Raw genomic sequence first — 19,587 nt, forward strand, 5'->3', positions numbered from 1 at the left:
GGAGCCTCCTTCGATCCGCCACATCTCGCGCGCAGCCCGGCCACGGCGCCGCGCCACGCTCCGTCTCATGACCGACCTCTCCTCCACCGCCGGCGTCGTGGTTTGCCCTGCGGCGGCGGGCCGCCTGCGCCGGCTCGGCGCCGCCGCGCTGTCGCTGCTGGTCGCCACGGCCGTATGGCTTCCGTGCCTCCACCTCTTCTTCCGGAGCGAGCCGGGCGAGCACCGCGCCTCGGGCGCGCTCTCGCCGCGTGGCCAGGCGCTGCTCGCGCATCAGCTCTCGCTCTGGGAGAAGGACAGCGCCGCGCAGGACGCGGCGCTCGCGCGGATGCGGGCCGCGAACGCCGAGTGGGACTTCATGGGACGGACCTTCCTCGTCCTCGGCCTGGCCAACGCCGCGCTGCGGGATCCGGGCGCCCAGGCGCGCCACCTCGCCGTCATCGACCGCATCGTCGACGAGACCCTCGCGATCGAGCGCGAGCGGGGGATGCTGCACTTCATGATGCCGTACGCCACGCGGCGGCCGTTCGTGCAGCAGCCTGCGCGCAGCCTCTTCGTGGACGGCGAGATCGCCCTCATGCTGGGCGCGCGCGCCCTGGTGGCGCGCCGCGCCGATCACGAGGCCGAGCTCGACGCGCGCGTCGCCGAGATGCGATCCCGCATGGAACGGAGCCCCGTGCTGTCGGCCGAGAGCTACCCCGACGAGTGCTGGACCTTCTGCAACACGCTCGCCCTCTCCGCGATGCGCATGGCCGACGCGCTGCACGGCGAGCGCCGCGGCCTCGATCTCGGCCGCCGCTGGCTCGCGGGGGCGCGCGCCCGGCTCCTGGACCCGAAGACGGGGCTGCTCGTGTCGAGCTACACCCACGACGGCAGGATCCTGGACGGCCCGGAGGGGTCGTCCCTCTGGCTGGTCGCGCACGGGCTGCTCCTGATCGACCCTGATTTCGCGCGCGATCAGTACGCGCGGGCGCGCCGCGAGCTCGGGGCGGAGCTCCTCGGCTTCGGCTGGGCGCGCGAGTGGCCCCGCTCGTGGGCCGGCCCGGAGGACGTGGACTCGGGCCCGATCGTGCCGCTCGTGGGGGCGAGCGCCGGATCGAGCGGCCTCGCGCTGCTCGGCGCCGCGGCCTTCGGCGACGCGCCGTACCTCGGGGGGCTGCTCACGTCGCTCGACCTCGCCGCGTTCCCGATCCGCGAGGGCGACCGGCTGCGGTACGCCGCGAGCAACCAGGTCGGCGACGCGGCGCTGCTCTACGCGCTGAGCTTCGGCCCGCTCTGGGAGCGGATCGCCGGCGCGGGAGGTGCCCCGTGAGCCGACAGCTGGCCCTGGGCGCCGCGATGCTCATCGCGGCCTTCATTGCCTGTCACATGCTCGGCCTGCGCGAGCATGTGTCCGTGTTGAGCGGCACGCCACCGCCCGCCGGTGGGGGCGACCCGTTGCTCGGCGTCACCTACGCGCTGGCGTGGTTCGGCGGCGTGATCTTCGCGCCCATCCTCGCGATCGCGGCGGGCGTGTTCGCGGTCGTCGACAGGCTCCGGTCGCGGTGACCCGCGCCCTCTCGGGCGGCTCGCTGCCGCGCTGAGCCGCTGCCCGCGCCGCCTCGGCGGGCTTGCGCAGGGCGCCCTCGAGCGCCAGGCGCACGGAGCGAGCGCCTGGCGCTCGCTCCGCGCGCCAGGCGCTCGCTCCGCGCGCCTCGGCGACGGGCGAGCTGCTCCGCCCGCAGCACGTCGCCAGCAGGCTGCTGCCTGCGAAGCAGACACGCCGCCCGGCGTGCCGGCGTGCCCGGCGCAGCCAGCAGCGCCCGGCGGGCGCGGGCAGGGCGACGCGGACGCCGGTGAGCGCCATCTCCTCTGCGAACACGGGGCAAGCGCAGGGTGGAATGAAACGTGCTCAGGCGCGGCTCCCTCGGCGCGAGAAGACACACGACCTCGTGTCTGCCGATGGAAGGAGCTGATCGTGGATCTCGAACTCACCGGCAAGCGGGCCATCGTCACCGGCGGCAGCCGCGGTATCGGCAAGGCGATCGCGCGGGAGCTGGCGCGGGAAGGCGCCGACGTCGTGATCGCCGCGCGCGGCAAGGACAAGCTGGAGGCGACCGCCGCGGAGCTCTCGGCGGAGACGGGCCGCCGCGTCGTCCCGCTGGTTGTCGATACCGGCAACGAGACCTCGGTCGACGCGCTCGTCGAGCGCGCGGTCGCCGCGCTGGGCGGCGTGGATATCCTCGTCAACAACGCGGCCGTGCCAGGCGGGATCTCGACCGCGACGCGCCTCGACCAGATCGTCGACGCGCAGGTGATCGAGGACATCAACATCAAGGTCGTGGGCTACCTGCGGACCGCGCGCGCCGTCGCGCCGCACCTCATCGCGAACGGCTGGGGCCGCATCATCAACATCGGCGGGCTCGCCGTGCGCAAGGCCGGCCGCCCGGTCGCCACCCTGCGCAACGTCGGCGTGGCGGCGATCACGAAGAACCTCGCGGACGAGCTGGGCCCGAAGGGGATCAACGTCACGGTCGTGCACCCCGGCGCGACCCGCACCGAGCGCACCCGGCCCGAGCCCGAGAAGGACCTCGCCGCGTCGGTGAGCATCGGCCGGATCGTCGACTCCCGCGAGGTCGCGTGGGTCGTGGCGTTCCTCGCCTCGCCGAGGAGCGTCGCGATCAACGGCGACGCCGTCGTCGCCGGCGGCGGCAGCGTCGGGCCGATCTATTATTGAGGCCTGAACCGACGGGCCCGCGCCGCGCTCGGGAGCTGAAGACGAGGGCGCCAGCTCGAGGCCTCACGCCAACCTAGCCAAAGCACCACGGAAAATCATGAGCATCCCGACGACCCGACTCGGCCGTACCGGCCTCACCGTTTCTCGCCTGTGCCTGGGCACGATGACGTTCGGCTTCCAGACGGACGAGGAGACCTCCCGCGCCATCCTCGACAAGGCCGCTGCGGCCGGCGTCAACTTCCTCGACACGGCCGACGTGTATCCGCTCGGCGGCGGTTTGCCGACGGCCGGGCGCACCGAGGAGATCGTCGGCCGCTGGCTCAAGGGCAAGAGAGACCGCTTCATCCTCGCCACCAAGTGCGTCGGCCGGGTCGGCCCGAACCCGTGGGATCAGGGCGCCTCCCGCAAGCACATCCTGGACGCGATCGACGCGTCCCTTCGCCGGCTCGGCACCGATTACGTGGATCTCTATCAGCTCCACTCCGACGATCGCGACACCCCGATCGACGAGACGCTGGAGGCGCTCGACATCGTCGTTCGCTCGGGCAAGGCGCGGTACGTCGGCGTCTCCAACTACCTGGCATATCGCCTGGCGCGCGCGCTCGGCCGCGCCGACGTGCGCGGGCTCGCGCGGTTCGTGTCCGTGCAGCCACGTTATGCGCTGTTGTTCCGGGAGATCGAGCGCGAGCTGCTCCCGCTCGCGCAGGAGGAGGGGCTCGGCGTCATCCCGTACAACCCGCTCGCCGGCGGGCTTCTCACGGGCAAGCACCGCCGCGGCGAGCCCACGCCGGGCACCCGCTTCACGCTCGGCACGGCGGCGTCCAACTACCAGCAGCGCTACTGGAACGAGCGCGCGTTCGCGACCGTCGAGAAGCTGCAGGGCATCGTCGCCGAAGCAGGGCTATCGCTGACGAGCGTCGCGGTCGCGTGGGTGCTCGCCAACCCGGCGATCACGTCGGCGATCCTCGGCGCCAGCCGGCCGGAGCAGCTGGACGCGACGATCGCCGCGGCCGAGCTGGCGCTCGATCCAGCCCTCAAGGCCCGGCTCGATGAGGCGACCGCGGAGTACCGCCGCGGGGACTCGCCGCGCTGAGCGGGGGCTGGCGGGCTCCCGCCAGGAGGCCCGAGGCCGTCCCGACACCCCCGGTCGGGGTGCGCGGCGCGCCAGAACCCCTCTGGATGGCATAGAGGTTCACGTCGCGGAAGACGGCGCCGGAGGGGTTCGCGCCGCGGAGATCGATGTCGCGCCGGAGGGCCTGCGAGAGATAGGCGCCGCGGAGATTGATGCCGGGCGCGGCTGCGTCCGCGATGTGGCTGCCGGCGAGCTCGCCGCGCTGGCTCTTTTGCCGGAGCTCGGCTGCGGCCGCGGCGGAGCCGTCGTTGCGCTCGGCGGACATGGTCGCGGCGAGGCTAGGCCATCGCGCGGCCTGTGTCGCTGAGGTAGCGTGCGGGCTGGGCGTGAGCTCGCCGGGGGTGCCGGGGGCGTTGGCTGGGAGCGGGGGAGGGGAGAGGAGCGGAGAGGGATGATCAGCGTGGCGGTCAAGAGCGAGATGGTGTGCGGCACGTGCAGGATGCCGATGCCGGTCAACACGCTGGCTCGCGAGGTGGGCTGCCCGAGCTGCGGGAGGCCGGCGGCGCTCGGTGTCGATCTCTGGCAAGCGTTGCTCCGTGATCCGCTCTACAACGGCCCAAGATTGCTCCCGAACGAGGTGCGTCGCAGCGCGGCTGGCAAGCTGTCGGCCGCCTACATCCGGCGCGCGCCCGCGTGCCAGGGATGCGAGAAGGCGATCCCCGTATCGAGCATCCAGGCGGTGGTGGATCAAGCGATGCTCCGTTGCGATCGCTGTGCGGTGCAGACCTGGGTCCGGCGGGTGCCGCCGGAGCTGGCCGGAGCGCTCCCTGACATCACGCACCTGGTCGGCGAGGAGCCGGACCGGCTCGCAGGAGCCCCTGCGCCCCAGGCGGAGCCGGCGACGTTTCCGTGCCCGCAGTGCGGCTCGCCGGTCGCCTTCGACGGGGTGAGCCGAGCGTGTGTGTGCCGCTTCTGCAGCGCGAGCGTCCACGTCCCGGATGAGTTCGTGTACCGGGGGCGAAGGCGGGTGGTGGCGCACTGGTATCTCTGCTTCGCGCCGTCCGTCGTCGTGCGCACCCCCGCCGCGCAGGCCGTCGCCGCGGGGCTGTTCGACTGGGAAGGGCTGCCGGAGGCGGCCGTCGACGCGGACGGGAACCTCTACTGCGCAGCCACGCAGTCGCGCTGGTACCTCGATCAAGCCGGCAGAACGCAACACAAGATCGACAGGGTCCTGTGGTCCATGGATCCCTCGCTGGGCATCCGTTGGCTCCAGCGCGATCGATCGGAGGAGGTGCGCTTCCTGGGATGCGCGAAGGACACGCTCCTCGTGATTGACGCCGGAGGGGTGCCGCTCCGGCTCTCGTCGGCGACGGGCGCACCCCTCGACAGCGCAGGCGCCGTGGCGCCGAGCATCGAGCTGAGTCTGGCCGAGCAGGGCTGCCTGACCTGCGATCACGACGGCTCGCTGCTGCTCCACAAGGATGGCAAGCTCCAGCGGATCGGGGCGGACGGAGCGGCGATGCCCGTGTGGACCAACGGCGCCACACGGAGCGACACGGGTGAGGATTCCTACTGGAGCTTGACGTCGCTCGCCGATCATCCGGTGACGCTTTCGTCCATGGCGAGCACGTCTATACATTCCGGTCCGGATGGTTCGCTCTACCTGCTCGACGGGAACCTGCTCGCTCGCTTCGAACGAGGCGGGCGCAAGGTATACTGCGTCGAGATCGGCGGCGGCTCCGCGGATCGGCAGCGTGGTGCGCTAGGCGCCGATCGTGACGGGAATGCTTATGTCATCCGCGGCGATCGACTCGTGCGGGTCGGCGCAACGGGCAACGAGAGCGTGATTCTGCACGTGGAGCGCGACGCCCTGCCGCGCGCGGACATGAGCATCGCGGTATGTCCAGACGGGTCGTTCTGGCTGTTCGGCAAGGAGGGGCTCGCCTGGAAGTTCGACCCGAGGGGCAAGCTCCTCTTCGCCAGCGAGAAGGAGCCCAGGCCGAAGAACCCGAGCATGGACGAGGTCTTCCAGCAGCACGTTGAGAACGTCATGGAGATGGCAAACGTGCGGGCCAATGCCTGCCAGGAGGATTTGCTGCGAGTTCACGGGGAGCTGACGAGGCGGGAGAAGGCGAGCAAGAGCTTCATTAACAAGATCTCATGGGTGCTCACGATTTTACTGATTCTTGCGTTCTTTGCGTATGAGAATTGCAGTTGAATGCCGGAAAAATCGGTTTGGCTCTATCCAAGATCGATGCGGCCTGCTCTGACCTTGAATGCGCCCTTTCCGACGGTGACCTTCGCCGATCCGGCAAACAGCTCGATAGTGCTGCTCGTTACGCTGCACATGGATCCTCCCTTGATGAGGCGCGCCTGGCTCCCTGTGACCGCCAAGCGGCAATCTTTGTTCCCAACGGTGACGGTGGCGTCATCTGCGCTCAGGCTCCATTGCCCCCCCTTGACGAGCGCGGAGCTTCCTTCTATCTCGAGTTTGCCTGCGCTCTTGATGCTCGTCGCACCTTTGGACTTGATGTTGACGGCGCCGCTCGACTCGGCGACGAGCGGCCCTGTGGCTCTCATCTCGAGCGAGCTACCAGTCTTCATGTCGAGCCTTGTGCCCGACTCTATGTGCACGACATTGTCGCTGTCGATTGTGATCGCGTGGCTGCTCTTGAGCTTTAAGAGACCGAGCGACATCAGGTCCACGAGCGCATCGGATGTGACCAGGGCTCTGGCCCTGCCTGCGATCTCGACGGCGCCGCCGGACTTCAGTGCCGCGGCCGCCCCGCCTGCAACGATAGCTTGCCCATTAGCTGACATTGTCGCGTTGGCGCCGCCGAGCACATAGGCGCTCGTGAGCCCCGTGATGGCGGATGTCACCATGGAAGAATTCAAGTTGATCGGGGTTCCAGGTGCGGGGACAGGAGATGGGATCCGGCCCGCCGATGCGAAGCCGTTGGCCAGGAGAGCCATGCCTTTCGCGCCCGCGACGCTGGCATGATCCGTGTTTCGTTGGGCGATCTTCGTGGTGGAGCTGATGAGGTCACGCGTGGCATTTAATAGCCCACTTCCCGCCTTTGCCCTCTCGAGCGAATCCCCGGCGGTTCGCCAGGTCACCGCGTCGTCGCTCTCCGCGTTCAGCGTCTTGTACGAGTCGGCCAGGGCCTTCGCGGCCTTCGCGTCTTCCGTCGCCTTTGCGATCCTCTGGACGTCCTCGGGATGGCTGGCATCCCACTCCTGGCGCGTGGTCGGCCGGCTCGCGCCCTTCGCGTCTTCACCCTCGGGGCGCGTCATGAAGTCGATGGTTTGCATCCTGCTAATCACCGAGCGTTCGAGCGCGTCGACGCGCGCCTGCGCTTTCACGGCTTCCTCGTCGAGCTTTGCATGCTGAAGGCCGTGCCATTTCGTGTTGGCGTCCACGACGCCCTTGGCGACGCCGAGCACGCCGTCCAGCAGCTTCTGCCCCTTCCCGTCCTTGAGCGCCGCCATGACGCTCGCCGCTCCAGCGTGATTGACGATATTTCCGGAAGCCAGGACGGAGGCGACGTCGGACATCACCGTGCTCACGGATGTGAGCGTGCTCACGCCTGCGTTGGCGACGGCCGTGTAGGCCTCCTTCGTGGTGATCGCAGCGCCAGCCTCGGGGGTGTTCGGAGAGCCGAGCTGAAAGGTGGCGCCGCCGTAGGGTGTCGAGAGCTTGATGCGCTCCTCGCCCTCGTTGTCGTCGATGTTGATCTCGTTTCCGCCGCCGGTGCGGATGACGTTCCTGCGGGCGTTCTTTGCGTCGACGGTGCTGGGCGTGTGGGGGTTGGGGACGGCGCCTGCGATGATGGGCCTGTCGGGGTCGCCGTCGATGAAGGTAAGGATGACCTCGACGCCGCTGCGCAGGGGGAAGTGGAAGCCGTAGCCGGCGCCGGCGTGGGGCTGTGCCATGCGGATGAGGCGCGAGGCCTTGCCGTCGTCGGCGGCGCTGGTGTCGAAGAGGAAGCGGACGCGGTAGCGGCCGGTCTCGTCGACCTCGGCGTACTGGCCCTTGGCAGCGGCGTCGATGACGCCGGTGATGACGCCGTGGACCCTGGGCTTCGGGGTGAGGCGCGGCGGGCGGTAGGCGGTGGAGAAGGGGATGGCCCTGAACTCGTTGGCATAAGCGCGCTCGTTGCCGGTGCCGGCGTTGAGGGTGGCCTGCTGGAGGCGGTGGCGGACCTCGACGAGCAGGAGCTCGACGTCGCCGCGGGGGTGTCCCTCGAGGGTGAGGCGAGCGCCGGCGGCGAGGGCCTGGACGTCGCTGGCGCCGTCGAAGACCTTGCGGCCCGCGCGCAGCTCCTCGGCGCGGATCGCGGCGATGCGCTCGGCCTCGTCGGGGGTCTTGAAGTGGGCGCCGTACTCGACGATGTCGCCGCCGGACGCGGCCGAGACCGTCGCTGCCGCCATCAAAGGCACATGGGGTGTCCGGTAATTGTAGTCCTTGACGACGTAGCGGCTCGGGATGGTGCGTGTCGTGCCCTCGAGGCGGTAGACGCCGAGCTGATCGCCGCGCGGGTAGAAGTGGGCGCGGCCGCCGCCGGCGATGGGCTGAAAGCCGCTGTTGGCGTCGGAGAAGACGATGACGTCACGGCCGTCGCGGTGCTCGAAGAAGAAGGAGATGCCGAGGTGCTCCGCGAGGCGTGAGACGAAGTGGAGGTCCGTCTCCTTGTACTGCACGATGTACTCGCGCGGTGGATAGTCGGAGACGAGGCGGAGCTCGAAGTCGTCGCCCTCCTGGAGTCCGGCGCGCTGGAGCTTGGTCTTGATGACCTCCGGGACGGTGAGATCCATGAAGATCTCCGAGGTCTCGGTGAGCGTCATCCGGAAGGCGCGCGGGACGAAGGTGAGGGTGTAGGCCATGTGCAGCGTCTCGGTGTGGAGCGCGTCGCGCACGACGGAGATCACGCCGAAGAGGCGCCGCTCCTCGCGATCGCCGCGGAGGAACACGAGCGCGGCGGGCTCGGCGAGGAGCGCCTCCTCGTCGAGGCCCTCGGGCGTCTTGCAGACGACGTGGAGCTGGAACTCGAAGGGTTGCGAGACGACCTCGCGCCCGGTGAGCTCGTGGAGCTCGACGGCATCCGCGGAGAAGGCAGGTGATTCCAGGCGGGCAGAGAGGATGTCCTTCATGAGCGTCCCTCGGGTGAAGAGACGTTACCATCGCCCGCAAGTGCGCTGTCGCGCAAGCGGCCCGTGCGGCGGAGGGCCGCCGCGACATCGCCGCGTCCGCCCATCGCGGCGCGACGGCTGCCCAGGTCAGCCGCCTCGCCGTGCCCCTCAACCCCCGAGCGGCGTCTCCAGCGCCTGCCTCCGCGACAGCGTGCGCAGCTTGCTCAGCGCGCTCTCCTCGATCTGCCGGACGCGCTCGCGGCTCACCGAGAACATGCCCCCGATCTCGGCGAGCGTGTGCGGCTGCCCGCCGTCGAGGCCGAACCGGAGCCGCAGCACGTCGCGCTCGCGCGGCGTCAGCGACTCGAGCAGCGCAGAGACCTGCGCGTGCAGGCGGCGGTGGACCAGGAGCTCGTCCGGCGCGGCGCCCTCGCTCGCGAAGAAGTCACCCTGGCGCGCGCCGTCGTCGTCCCCCACCGGAGCGTCGAGGTACACCGGCGGCAGCGCCATCTCCCGCAGCGTCTGGAGCTTCTCCATCGACAGCCCGCTCCGCTCGGCGACCTCCTCCGGCGCCGCCTCGCGCGCGTGCTCCTGCTCGAGCTCCCGCCGCGCCTGCAGCGCCCGGCGCCGGGTCTCGGCGATGTGGACAGGCACCCGGATGACCTGGCCCTGATAGAGCAGCGCGCGAGAGAGCGCCTGCTTGATCCACCACATCGCGTACGTGCTGAACCGATAGCCGCGCCGGTAATCGAACTTCTCCGCCGCGCGGATCAGCCCGAGATTGCCCTCCTGGATGAGGTCGAGCAGCGGCACGCCCCGGTGCCGGAGCTGCCGGGCCGCCGCCGCCACGAGCCGCAGGTTCGCGCGGACCATCTCGGCCCTCGCCTCGGCCGCCGCCCGGCGAGCTGCGCGCATCGCCGAGAGGGTACCGTCGATCGCCTGGCGCCCGAGCCTGTCGACCGCGGGGATCGCCGCGCTCAGCGCGCCCTCGATCCGCGCCTCCACCAGGGGGCCCAGGCGCACGTCGGAGAGCCCGGCCGAGAGCGCGGCGCGCGCTCGCTGCCCGCTCGCCTCCGTCCGCCCGGCCTCCGCCAGGGACCGCGCGAGCCCGAGCAGCCGCGCCATCCTCACGGACGTCGCGTCGCTCGGCGCGTCCTCGGCGTCCGCGTTCAGCAGCAGATCGCTCATGTCCACCCGCCCCGCCCGCACATCGTCCGCCAGCGCCGCGAGCGCCCGCAGCGCGACGGGCGACGCGACCCAGGCCTCGATCATCGCGCGCTCCGCCGACTCGATACGACGGCCGAGCTCCACCTCGAGCTCGCGGCTCAGCGGCGCGCTTGCCGAGATCTCCTGGAGATAGACCGCGGCGACGTCCTCGCTCGGCCGCGCCGACGGCGCGGCCCGCCGGCTGGCGGGCGCCGCCCGCCGCGACGACGGGGGAGGGCGGGTGTCGGCGCCGATCGGCTCCTCGGCCCGCGTCTCGGCGACAGCGTCCCTTCCCTCCATGATCGTCGTCTCCGCCTCGCCCAGAAGGCGCGAGCTCGTGGGACTCTCGTTCATCTCGCCTGCTCCACCATGATGCCGCGTCGCGCGGTGATCGGCTCGGGCGCTCGCCGGGACACGCGGCCTGAGGGCAACCCCCCAGGATGGACCATGAAGCGACTCCGGTCATGCGGCGACAGAACAAAGGGGCTCCGCCGGTCCGCGTGATCCAGCGCCGGCGACAGCCGCGCTCACTCCAGATCGCCTGTCACCGCGGCCAGGCGCCTGGGCCGCGCGGGCCGTCCGGTTCGCCTGGCCCGCCTGACCGAGAGGCGCCGGACCTCACAGCAACACGGCCAGCGGGAGCACGGCGGGGCGCCGCGAGGCCTCGCGCCGGAACACCCGCCGCACGCCGCGGCTGAGCGCGTCCTCCAGCGCCGGCGCCAGCGTGCGCGCCGCGGGGGACAGCGCCGCGAGCGCGTCGCGCGCGCTGTCGAGCGCGGCGGCGTACAGCGGGCCGCCCTCCTCGAAGTGCGCCACGCCGCGCCCGAGGAGATCGGGGCCGCGCAAGATCTCGCCCGTCTTGCGGTCGGCCACCACGAGGACCATCACGAGCCCCTGATCCGAGATCTGCTCGCGCTCGCGGAGCACCAGCTCGGAGACGTCGAGCCCGCCGCGCGCGTCGAGCCACACCCGCCCGCTCTTCACCGTCTCGCCGAGGCGCATCCGGCCGTTCTCGAGGATCAGCGAGTCGCCGTCCTCGACGACGAAGACCCCCGACGCCGGCACGCCCATCCGGAGCGCCGTGCGCGCGTGGGCGAGCAGCATCCGGTACTCGCCGTGGATGGGGACGAAGTGCTCCGGCCGGACGGCGTCGAGGAGGACCTTCTGCTCCTCGGCCTGCGCGTGGCCGCTCGCGTGGATGGGATCGAGGCCGCGATCGAGCACCACCGCGCCGCGCTTCGCCAGGCGGTTGGCGAGCTGGCTGACGGCGATCTCGTTGCCGGGGATCGCGCGGGAAGAGAAGATCACCGTGTCGCCCGGATCGACCCGCAGCCGGTGGTGGTCGCCCATGGCCATGCGCGCGAGGGCGCTGTTCGGCTCGCCCTGCGCGCCCGAAGCGAGCACGACGAGGCGCTCGGGCGGGAGCGAGGCCGCCGTGGCGTCGTCGACGAGCACGCCGGGCGGGACGCTCAGGATGCCGATCTCCTGGGCGATCCGCGTGTTGGTCGCGAGGCTGCGCCCGGCGAGCACCACCTTGCGGCCGAGCTGGGCGGCGAGGTCGAGGACGCTCTGGACCCGGTGGACGTTGGAGGCGAACAGCGCGACGAGGATGCGCCCCTTCGCCTCGCGAAACCGCCGGGTGAACCCCTCGGCCACCGCCGTTTCGCTGACCGACCAGCCGTCGCGCTCCGAGTTGGTGGAGTCCGAGAGGAGCGCCGCCACGCCGGCGCGGCCGTACTCGGCGAAGCGGCCGAGATCGAGCCGCTCGCCGGCCACGGGGGTGAGATCGATCTTGTAATCGCCCGTGTGGATGAGGATCCCCTCGCCCGTCTCGATGGCGTAGCCGACCGCGTCGGGGATGGAGTGGGTCACGCGGAGGGGCTCGGCGCGGAACGGGCCCGCCGCGAAGTGCTGTTGCGGCTCGACCTCGCGGAGCGGCACGTCGATGCCGTGCTCGGCGAGGCGCTCGCGCACCAGCCGGAGCGTGAAGCGCGTCCCGTACACGGGGACGGGGAACTCGCGCAGCAGCGACGGCAGCCCGCCGATGTGATCCTCGTGGCCGTGCGTGAGCAGCACCGCGTCGACCCCGCCCGCCTCGCGGACGTAGCTGAGGTCGGGGATCGCGACCTCGACGCCGAGCACCTGATCGTTGGGGAACATGACGCCGCAGTCGACGAGCACGCGGCGGCCTTCCTCCTCGAGCAGCATCGCGTTCATCCCGACCTCGCCGAGGCCGCCGAGAGGAATAATCCGGACTCCCATGGGCGCAGCCTAGCATCGCGGATCGAACGAACAGAGGCCTCCGTGGGACGCGCCGCGCGCGCGGACCGACCTGCGCGGGGCGCGGGGGGGGGCGAGCTCAAGAGAGCTGGGCCCCGCGCCGCGCAGGAGGCCTGTCCCCGGTCTGTGGATTGCCTCTGCGCAGGGCGGGAGGACCTCATGGCACAATCCGACGTTTCGCTGGGCGCATCCGAGCTGCCGACGACCTACCTGCCGCCGGACGACGTACCGACTGCGGAGCTCGCCTCGCTCGCCCCGAGCGCGCGGGGGGCGCCGCGGACGACGACGATCCCCTCGAGGCCGCTCCTCGGCGCCGCGCCCCTCGCGCGGATCGTCCCCGAGGACGTGCACTCCGCCCTCGATTACTCGAACGGGCTCATCGTCGCTCTGGCCGGGCTCTCCGCGCGGACGAAGGCCGCGAGGATCGCGGGCGTCGCGCTCGGCGCGTCGGTCATTTTCGTATCCCTGCTCACCGACTACCGGCTGAGCCTGTCAAAGCGGATCCCGATCGAGGCGCACGAGGTCATCGACCATGCCTTCGGCGTGTCGGCGATCGCGGCGCCGTTCGCGCTCGGCTACGCGAAGCGCGACCCGCTCGCCGCGGTGATCCACGTCGCCGCGGGGGCGGTCACCATCCTGGGGTCGCTCCTCACCGATTATCGCGCGGTGAGGGGCGCCGGGCGCCGGCCGAGGCGGGCGTAGCCGCGCGCGCAGCCGGCCAGCGCCGGCACCTTCCCATGTGCCGAGTCGCCCCACCCTCGGTCCCACCAACGCTCCCCAAGGCTCCACGGGAGCCGCCGTATCCAGGCAACGGGGCGCGCGATGACCGTGCCACAGCGAACGTCACACACAGATATACCGTCGCAGCGAGGCGGAGAGGTTCTCTTGCTTTACTGCTGGAAGTTGCCCCGGATCAGCAGAGAAACCGCCATGGCGCCAAGGTCGCCAAGAAGCGAGAGGAGGGCTGTCGCAGGCGCCGCGACGCTTCCCGCGCAGGGGGCCGAGGCGCGGAGGACCGGGACCGACGGTGCCGAGGAATACGCATGCCAGGCGCCGTCGTTGGCTCGGGCGACCGATGAAGCACCGACCATCAACCCTCCTCCTGGCCGCGCTCCTCGCCGCGGCTTGCTCGCGCCCTTCCAGAGAGGCGCCGGCCGTCGAGCGCAGCGCCGAAGTCGCCGGGGCGGCGGCGCCGGCTCCGCCGGCCTCTCCGCCGCCGCAGAAGCTCAAGGCCGTCACGCGGGTCGGCAGCGCGCTCGCGCGCGCGCCGCAAGACGACGCGCTCTATCTGGCCGACGAGGACCACGCCGTCCTCCGGCGCATCCCGCTTCCCGTCGACGTGAGCACGCCGCCTGTCGAGATCGCCATGCCGGGGCGGCCGGCGCAGGTGCTCGCGCTCGCGGACCGCGTGCTCGTCACGATCCGCGATCCCGGGCTCCTCCTTATCCTGCGGCCCGATCCGGCGGTGGGGCTCGTGGAAGCGGCGCGCGTGCCCTTGCCGGCCGACGCCTGGGGGCTCGCGATCACGCCCGATGAGCGCACGGCGCTCGTCACCAGCGCATGGGCGGGCAAGGTCTCCGCGGTGGACCTCGCGACCGCGACGGCGACATGGGCCATCGATGTCCCGCGCGAGCCCCGCGGCGTCGTGATCCGCGAGGATGGCGCGGCCGCGTACGTCACGCACCTCACGTCCGCCTCGCTCACCCGGATCGCGCTGGGTGGCGCTCCCGAGGCCCGGCCGGTCGCCCTCTCTCCGTCGCCTTTCCGGGCTCCTCATGGCAAGTCGCTCTCCGCGTCGCTCGGCTACGCGGCAGCGCTCTCGCCGGATGGCCGCCGCCTCTTCGTCGCGCGCCACGCGCTCGGCGCGCTCGGTGAACAGGCGTGGTTCGGCGCCTCCACGGTCGACGTCCTCATGACGAGCGACGAGGCGCCCCTCGCGCCTCGGCGCCGCCAGGGCGCGCCGCTATGGCGGGCGAGCGCGCTCGACGATGCCGCGTTCGACGACGCGGAGCTGGAGCTCCCCAACACCTCGCTCGCCCCGTTCGTCCAGCCGCGCGCGCTCGTGTACCGGAAGAGCACCCGCACGCTGCTCGTCGCCAGCGAGGGCACCGACACCTTGGTGGAGCTCGACGCGCTCGCGGTCGATCCGGCGCTCCGGCCGCTCCGCACCTACGATCTCGGCCGCCATGCGGGCCCCGACATCTACGTGGCGACCCTGTGCGGCGCGCCCAGCGGCGTCGCGCTGTCCGCGGACGAGTCCATGGCGTGGGTGGTTTGCCGTTCCACGGACGCCCTCGCGATCGTCCGCCTCGACGAGCACCGCGACGACGCTCCGTTCGAGCTGAGCCCCGTGCCGTACATCGCGCTGGCCGACGCGCCGGTCCCGCAGCAGGCCGCCCTTGGCCGGAAGCTCTTCTACAACGCGGTGGACTGGGGCACGAGCGGCGGCCTCGGGTGCGCTGGCTGCCACCCGGACGGGCGCGACGACGGCCATGTGTGGCACGAGGCCCACGTGATGGACATCGGCGGCGAGAGCGTCAATTTCCTCGGATCCGCCGAGAACCAGCCGGTCGACGTGGAGCCGCGCGGCGGCGTGCCCCGGCAGACTCCCATGCTCGCGGGCCGCGTGTCGGCCGAGGGGCCTTATGGCTGGAACGGCCAGAGCGAGAACCTGGCGGAGCGCCTCCGCGAGGGGTTCGGCCTTCACCGGTGGGGGCCCGGCGGTCTAGGCAACGGCGAGCTCGCCCTGAGGGCGCGCCACCTGGCGGCGTTCCTGCGCGCGGGCCTCGTGCCGCCGCCCAGGGAGGCGCGGAAGCTCACGCCGCAGGAGGAGCATGGCCGCGCCCTCTTCATGAGCGACACGGCGCAGTGCGCTCGCTGCCACGTGCCCGAGACGGAGCACACCGACCGCATGGGCTACCCGATGCCCGGGTTCGCTGCGCGGCCCGGGTTCGCGGAGGAGAAGGCGGGCCAGGTGTTCAAGACGCCCTCGCTGCGCTTCGTCGGCGGGACGGCGCCCTATTACCACGATGGATCCGCGAAGACGCTCGAAGAGCTCATCGACGAGAACCAGGACCGGATGGGTCGCACCAGCCACATGTCGAGGAACGACAAGGCGGCGCTCGCCGCCTTCCTGAGGACGTTATGAAGAAGAGAGCGGTGATCGGGATGGTCCTGCTCGGCGCGCTCGCGCCGGCGCAGGCGGCGGAGTCGGTGCTCGCGCCGGCGCAGGCGGCGGAGTCGGTGCTCGCGCCGGCGCAGGCGGCGGAGTCGGTGCTCGCCCCGGCGGAGGGCGCGACGGCCGGGCCGCAGGCGGGAGCCGCGGCAGGCCCGGCGGACGCGGGAGGAGGCGCGGAGGCGCCGCCGAGGCGCGCGCTCGAGGCGACGCCGCCGCTGCCCGAGCGGACGGCGCGGCCGGCAGCGGCCGAGTGGGACGCCGCGGAGCAGGTGTCGCTCGCGCGCGTCGCGAGGGGCGGCGCGTGCAAGGCGCGCCGGCAGCGCGAGTGGCTGCGGATCGATTGCAGCGTTCCGTCGGTGGTCGCCGTGAGGTCGCTCGGCGCCGGCGCCGGAGGCGAGTCTGTCTCGGTCGGCGAGCACAGGGCCGACGAGGACGGCTCCTTTCCGTCGAGCGTCTCGGTGATCTTCCCCGTCCGGATCGGCGACAGGAGGGTCATCGAGATCCTCTCGATCGAGCAAGGATACCGCTTCCAGACCGGGCTCACGACGAGCGTCATGATCTCCGAGCAATGGCTCGAAGGCGACGCCGGGCCGCTCGTCAGCGCGCTCTGAAACCGCGCCGGCGCGACCGTCGACGCGCTGCACGGCGCCTGCCCTGCGAGGCGCCACGCGCCCGGACGACATCCACATGAATTCGGAGGCATCCCGCGCTCCGAGCCGGGATGCCGCGATCGAGCGGGCGCGCTCTGCATCGAGAGCCTGTTCGCGAAATGTTGCGGTGCTCACCGCGCGACGCCGCATCCTGTGCGCCTCCCACCTGCTACCCGCACTCACGCGTGGCGCGTGGCGCGTGGCGCGTGGCGCGTGGCGCGTGGCGCGTGGCGCGTGCCGAGATCGACCCGCGCGGCCTGCGGGAAGGGATTGGATCCGGCGCGACTACGTCGTAGTGTGGAGAGCTCGCATCGACCATCGCACCGGCCGTCGGCTGCAGCATCCAGAGGAACGATCCGGCGGTCGTCGCGCGCGTGGCCGAGAGATGGAGAAGAGATGAGCTGCTTGAGCGTGGATCCTGTCGTCACCGACAGCTTCGGGATCGAGCCAGCCTTGAGGGACGACACCCTCAGCGTCAAGCTCACCGGCACGGGGGACATGGCGGCATCTCTGCCGCTCAGCAGGTACGTCAAGGCGCTGGAGGGCGAGGTGATGCGCCTCTCGGTGAGCACCGTCGAGTTCGACGTGCGCGACCTGCGCTTCATGAGCTCGAGCTGCCTCAAGGCGTTCGTCGGCTTCATCTGCGGCCTGATGGGCCATGGCCTCAAATGCAGGATACGGTTCGTCACGGACGCGAAGCGGACATGGCAGCGTCGGAGCCTGAAGCCCCTGGATCGCATATGCCCGGAGCTGGTCTCGATCGCGGATGCATGATCGAGAGCCCGAGGCCATGACGAGGAAGCGTCGGACGCTCGCGTTTCTGATCGACAATGTCGTTGGCGACTACCAGTCCGAGCTGCGCGCCGGGGTCGAGCGCGGCGCCGCGGCGCACGACGTCAACCTGCTGACGGCGTTCAGCGACCCGGCCATGGCTCGCCGGCCGGAGGTGGCCGACCGGGGCACCTTCTATCACCTCATCGGCCCTGAGACCGCCGACGGCGTCATCGTCGCCTCGTCGACGCTCTCCCCTTACGGCGGCATGGAGGTCATGCGATCGTTCTGCCGGTCCTTCGCGCCGCTGCCGGTGTGCAGCATCGGGACCGCGATCGACGGTGTGCCGAGCCTGATGGTCGACAACGCCCTCGGGAGCGAGATATCGGTCGGGCACATGGCGGACGAGCACGGGTGCCGGCGCATCGCGTACATCGGCGGCCCGAGCAGCAGCGAGGAGGCCGCGCTGCGCGCCGGCGGGTACCGGAGGGCGCTTGCGGCGCGGGCGCTCCCTTGCGACGAGCGCCTCCTCGTGTTCGGTGGGTTCACGATCTCGACGGGGCGCGCGGCGATGCGCGAGCTCCTGGCTCGCGGGGTGGCGTTCGACGCCGTGGTGGCGGCCAACGACAGGATGGCGCTCGGGGCGATCGAGGTGCTCAAGGCCGAGGGACGCCGCATCCCGGAAGACGTCCTCGTGTGCGGGTTCGATGACGTCGGCATCGCGCGCTTCACGAAGCCGTCGTTGACGACGGTCCGCCAGCCGATCGAGCGGCTCGGGGGGATGGCCGTGAGCACGGTCCTCCGCATGATCGACGGCGAGGCCGTCGAGCCTTTGCAGCTCGCGCCGGTCGAGCTCACGCAGCGCGAGTCCTGCGGCTGCGGGTACCGCGCGGGCGACACGTTCCTGCAGCCGGTCCCCTCGGTGCGCGGCTTTCCGCGCGCCATCGCGGATCAGCGGGCGTCGCTGGAGCGCGCGCTCGCGAGCACCGTGGCGATCCCGAGCGGCGCCCTCGACGGCTGGGCGGGCGACCTGCTCGCCGCGATCGAGGAGGAGCTCGCGGGCGACGAGGGGAGCTTCCTGCGCGCGCTCCAGGCGCTCCTTGACGGGGCGAGGCGCGAGGGCGTGCTCCTCGAGGAGTTCCAGGCGGTGATATCGCTCTTGCGCTCGCGGGTACAGGGGTCGCCCGTGAGCGGCGACGCGGCGCTGGAGCATCTCTGGCACGCAGCGCGCATCCTGATCGGGAGCGAGTGTGTGCACGTCGAGGGGGAGCAGCGGCTGAACGTGGAGCTCGCCGCGATCGACGTCACCTACGGCGCGCGGGGGTTCTCCGCGTGCTTGAGCTTGCCCGTGCTCAAGGGGTTGCTGGCGTCGGAGCTGCCGAGGATGCGGTTCTCGGACGTCGCGGTGTCACTGTACGACGACGCTCAGCACGCCACCATGAAGCCGCTGTTCGTGATGGAGGACGGCCACGAGGTGGAGGTGCCGGCCGTGAGCTTCCCGGCGCACCTCCTCGCGCCCCCGGGCTTCCTGGACGCCGACGAGCGCATCAGCAGGATCGTGCTTCCGGTCGCGTTCGGCGACGAGGAGAGGTTCGGCGTCGCGGTGCTCGACCACCGCGCCAGCGGGATGATCTACGAGGTGCTGCGCCTCCAGCTCGGCTCCGCGGTCAAGGCCGCGGCGCTGCACCGGCAGGTCGTCCGGGAGGTGGAGCTGCGCGAGCGGCTGGAGCAGGAGCGGGTCCGTCAGGAGAGCCAGGTCGCGGCGCGCATCCAGACAACGCTGGTGCCGAAGCAGCTCTCTATCGAGGGGCTCGACCTCTGCGCGGTCATGAAGCCTGCGGCCGAGGTCGGCGGTGATTACTACGATGTGATCCCGGCGAACGGGGGCGGGTGGTTGGGGATCGGCGACGTCGCGGGGCACGGGCTCGCGGCGGGTCTCATCATGCTGATGATCCAGAGCATGGTATCGGCGCTCACGTGCAACGACCCGGCCGCGAGCCCGGCGAAGGTCATCACGGCGCTCAACAAGGCAATCTACAAGAACGTCCGCGATCGTCTGGAGCGCGACGAGCACGCGACGCTCCTCTTGCTCCGGTACGAGCGCAACGGGCGCGTGACGTTCGCGGGCGCGCACGACGACCTGGTCGTGTGCTCGGCGCGGACGCGGCGCTGCGGGTGCATTCCGAGCTCAGGCGTCTGGATCGGCGCGCTGCCCGAGATTGGGGCGCTGACGCCGGATGCCGAGCTCTACCTTGGGGATGGGGATGTGCTCGTGCTCTATAGCGATGGCGTGACCGAGGCGCGGAACGCCCATCACGAGCAGTTCGGGCTGGAGCGGCTCTGCGCCGTCATCGAGGCTGTCCAGGCGGAGCCTGTCGGCGTGATTCGCGACCGGATCCTCGATGCGGTCGAGGGGTGGTGCCCGAGCCCGGACGACGACATCACGATCGTGGTGGCGAGGTATCGCGCGCCCGAGTAGCTGCGGCGGGGCGGCGCTCGCTCTGGCCGGGCTGTGCTGCGTGGTGGACCCGTCGCGCCGGTGGAGCTCCTCGCTGCGTGGGGCACCGCCGGTGCTTCTGCTGGCGAG

13 protein-coding genes are annotated in these 19,587 nt (G+C 71.4%); 10 read left to right on the forward strand and 3 right to left on the reverse strand.

The annotated features are described in order from the left end of the window. Window positions 1-67 precede the first annotated feature (67 nt). The 5 genes from WME95_RS14655 to WME95_RS14675 all read left to right on the forward strand — a co-directional run bounded on the left by WME95_RS14655 (window position 68) and on the right by WME95_RS14675 (window position 6,003). Window positions 68-1,309, forward strand: a complete 1,242-nt coding sequence (locus WME95_RS14655; RefSeq protein ID WP_437908999.1) for a hypothetical protein — start codon at window positions 68-70, stop codon at window positions 1,307-1,309. Next, on the forward strand, window positions 1,306-1,545 hold the full coding sequence (locus WME95_RS14660; protein ID WP_437909000.1) for a hypothetical protein: 240 nt from the start codon (window positions 1,306-1,308) through the stop codon (window positions 1,543-1,545). The genes WME95_RS14655 and WME95_RS14660 overlap by 4 nt, the downstream gene beginning before the upstream one ends. Window positions 1,546-1,954: 409 nt before the next feature. Continuing rightward, window positions 1,955-2,713, forward strand: coding sequence for an SDR family NAD(P)-dependent oxidoreductase (locus tag WME95_RS14665; protein ID WP_437909001.1), 759 nt, complete (start codon window positions 1,955-1,957; stop codon window positions 2,711-2,713). Between the two features lie 97 nt (window positions 2,714-2,810). Next, entirely contained in the window at window positions 2,811-3,806 is a 996-nt protein-coding gene (locus WME95_RS14670) for an aldo/keto reductase (RefSeq protein ID WP_437909002.1), read from the forward strand. 430 nt (window positions 3,807-4,236) lie between these two features. Further along, window positions 4,237-6,003, forward strand: a complete 1,767-nt coding sequence (locus WME95_RS14675; RefSeq protein ID WP_437909003.1) for a hypothetical protein — start codon at window positions 4,237-4,239, stop codon at window positions 6,001-6,003. 23 nt (window positions 6,004-6,026) lie between these two features. On the opposite strand, the gene WME95_RS14680 is transcribed toward WME95_RS14675, so the two are convergent. From WME95_RS14680 to WME95_RS14690, 3 genes are all read right to left on the reverse strand, one after another. Next, on the reverse strand, window positions 6,027-8,936 hold the full coding sequence (locus WME95_RS14680; protein WP_437909004.1) for a type VI secretion system Vgr family protein: 2,910 nt from the start codon (window positions 8,934-8,936) through the stop codon (window positions 6,027-6,029). A 147-nt stretch (window positions 8,937-9,083) separates the two neighbouring features. Then, entirely contained in the window at window positions 9,084-10,475 is a 1,392-nt protein-coding gene (locus WME95_RS14685) for a sigma-70 family RNA polymerase sigma factor (RefSeq protein ID WP_437909005.1), read from the reverse strand. 264 nt (window positions 10,476-10,739) lie between these two features. After that, window positions 10,740-12,383, reverse strand: a complete 1,644-nt coding sequence (locus WME95_RS14690; RefSeq protein WP_437909006.1) for a ribonuclease J — start codon at window positions 12,381-12,383, stop codon at window positions 10,740-10,742. 177 nt (window positions 12,384-12,560) lie between these two features. Here WME95_RS14690 and WME95_RS14695 point away from each other — a divergent pair, with 177 nt between their 5' ends. From WME95_RS14695 to WME95_RS14715, 5 genes are all read left to right on the forward strand, one after another. Next, on the forward strand, window positions 12,561-13,103 hold the full coding sequence (locus tag WME95_RS14695; RefSeq protein ID WP_437909007.1) for an SPW repeat domain-containing protein: 543 nt from the start codon (window positions 12,561-12,563) through the stop codon (window positions 13,101-13,103). Between the two features lie 373 nt (window positions 13,104-13,476). Further along, window positions 13,477-15,549, forward strand: coding sequence for a hypothetical protein (locus WME95_RS14700; protein WP_437909008.1), 2,073 nt, complete (start codon window positions 13,477-13,479; stop codon window positions 15,547-15,549). Continuing rightward, a complete protein-coding gene (locus WME95_RS14705) occupies window positions 15,546-16,190 on the forward strand; it encodes a hypothetical protein (RefSeq protein ID WP_437909009.1) in 645 nt (214 codons plus the stop codon). The genes WME95_RS14700 and WME95_RS14705 overlap by 4 nt, the downstream gene beginning before the upstream one ends. Window positions 16,191-16,625: 435 nt before the next feature. After that, window positions 16,626-17,003 (forward strand): hypothetical protein, encoded by a 378-nt coding sequence (locus WME95_RS14710; protein WP_437909010.1) that lies wholly within the window; start codon window positions 16,626-16,628, stop codon window positions 17,001-17,003. Between the two features lie 16 nt (window positions 17,004-17,019). Next, window positions 17,020-19,479 (forward strand): SpoIIE family protein phosphatase, encoded by a 2,460-nt coding sequence (locus WME95_RS14715; protein ID WP_437909011.1) that lies wholly within the window; start codon window positions 17,020-17,022, stop codon window positions 19,477-19,479. Window positions 19,480-19,587 lie beyond the last annotated feature (108 nt).

Source organism: Sorangium sp. So ce327 (assembly GCF_051530205.1).
Lineage (GTDB): Bacteria > Myxococcota_A > Polyangia > Polyangiales > Polyangiaceae > Sorangium > Sorangium cellulosum_B.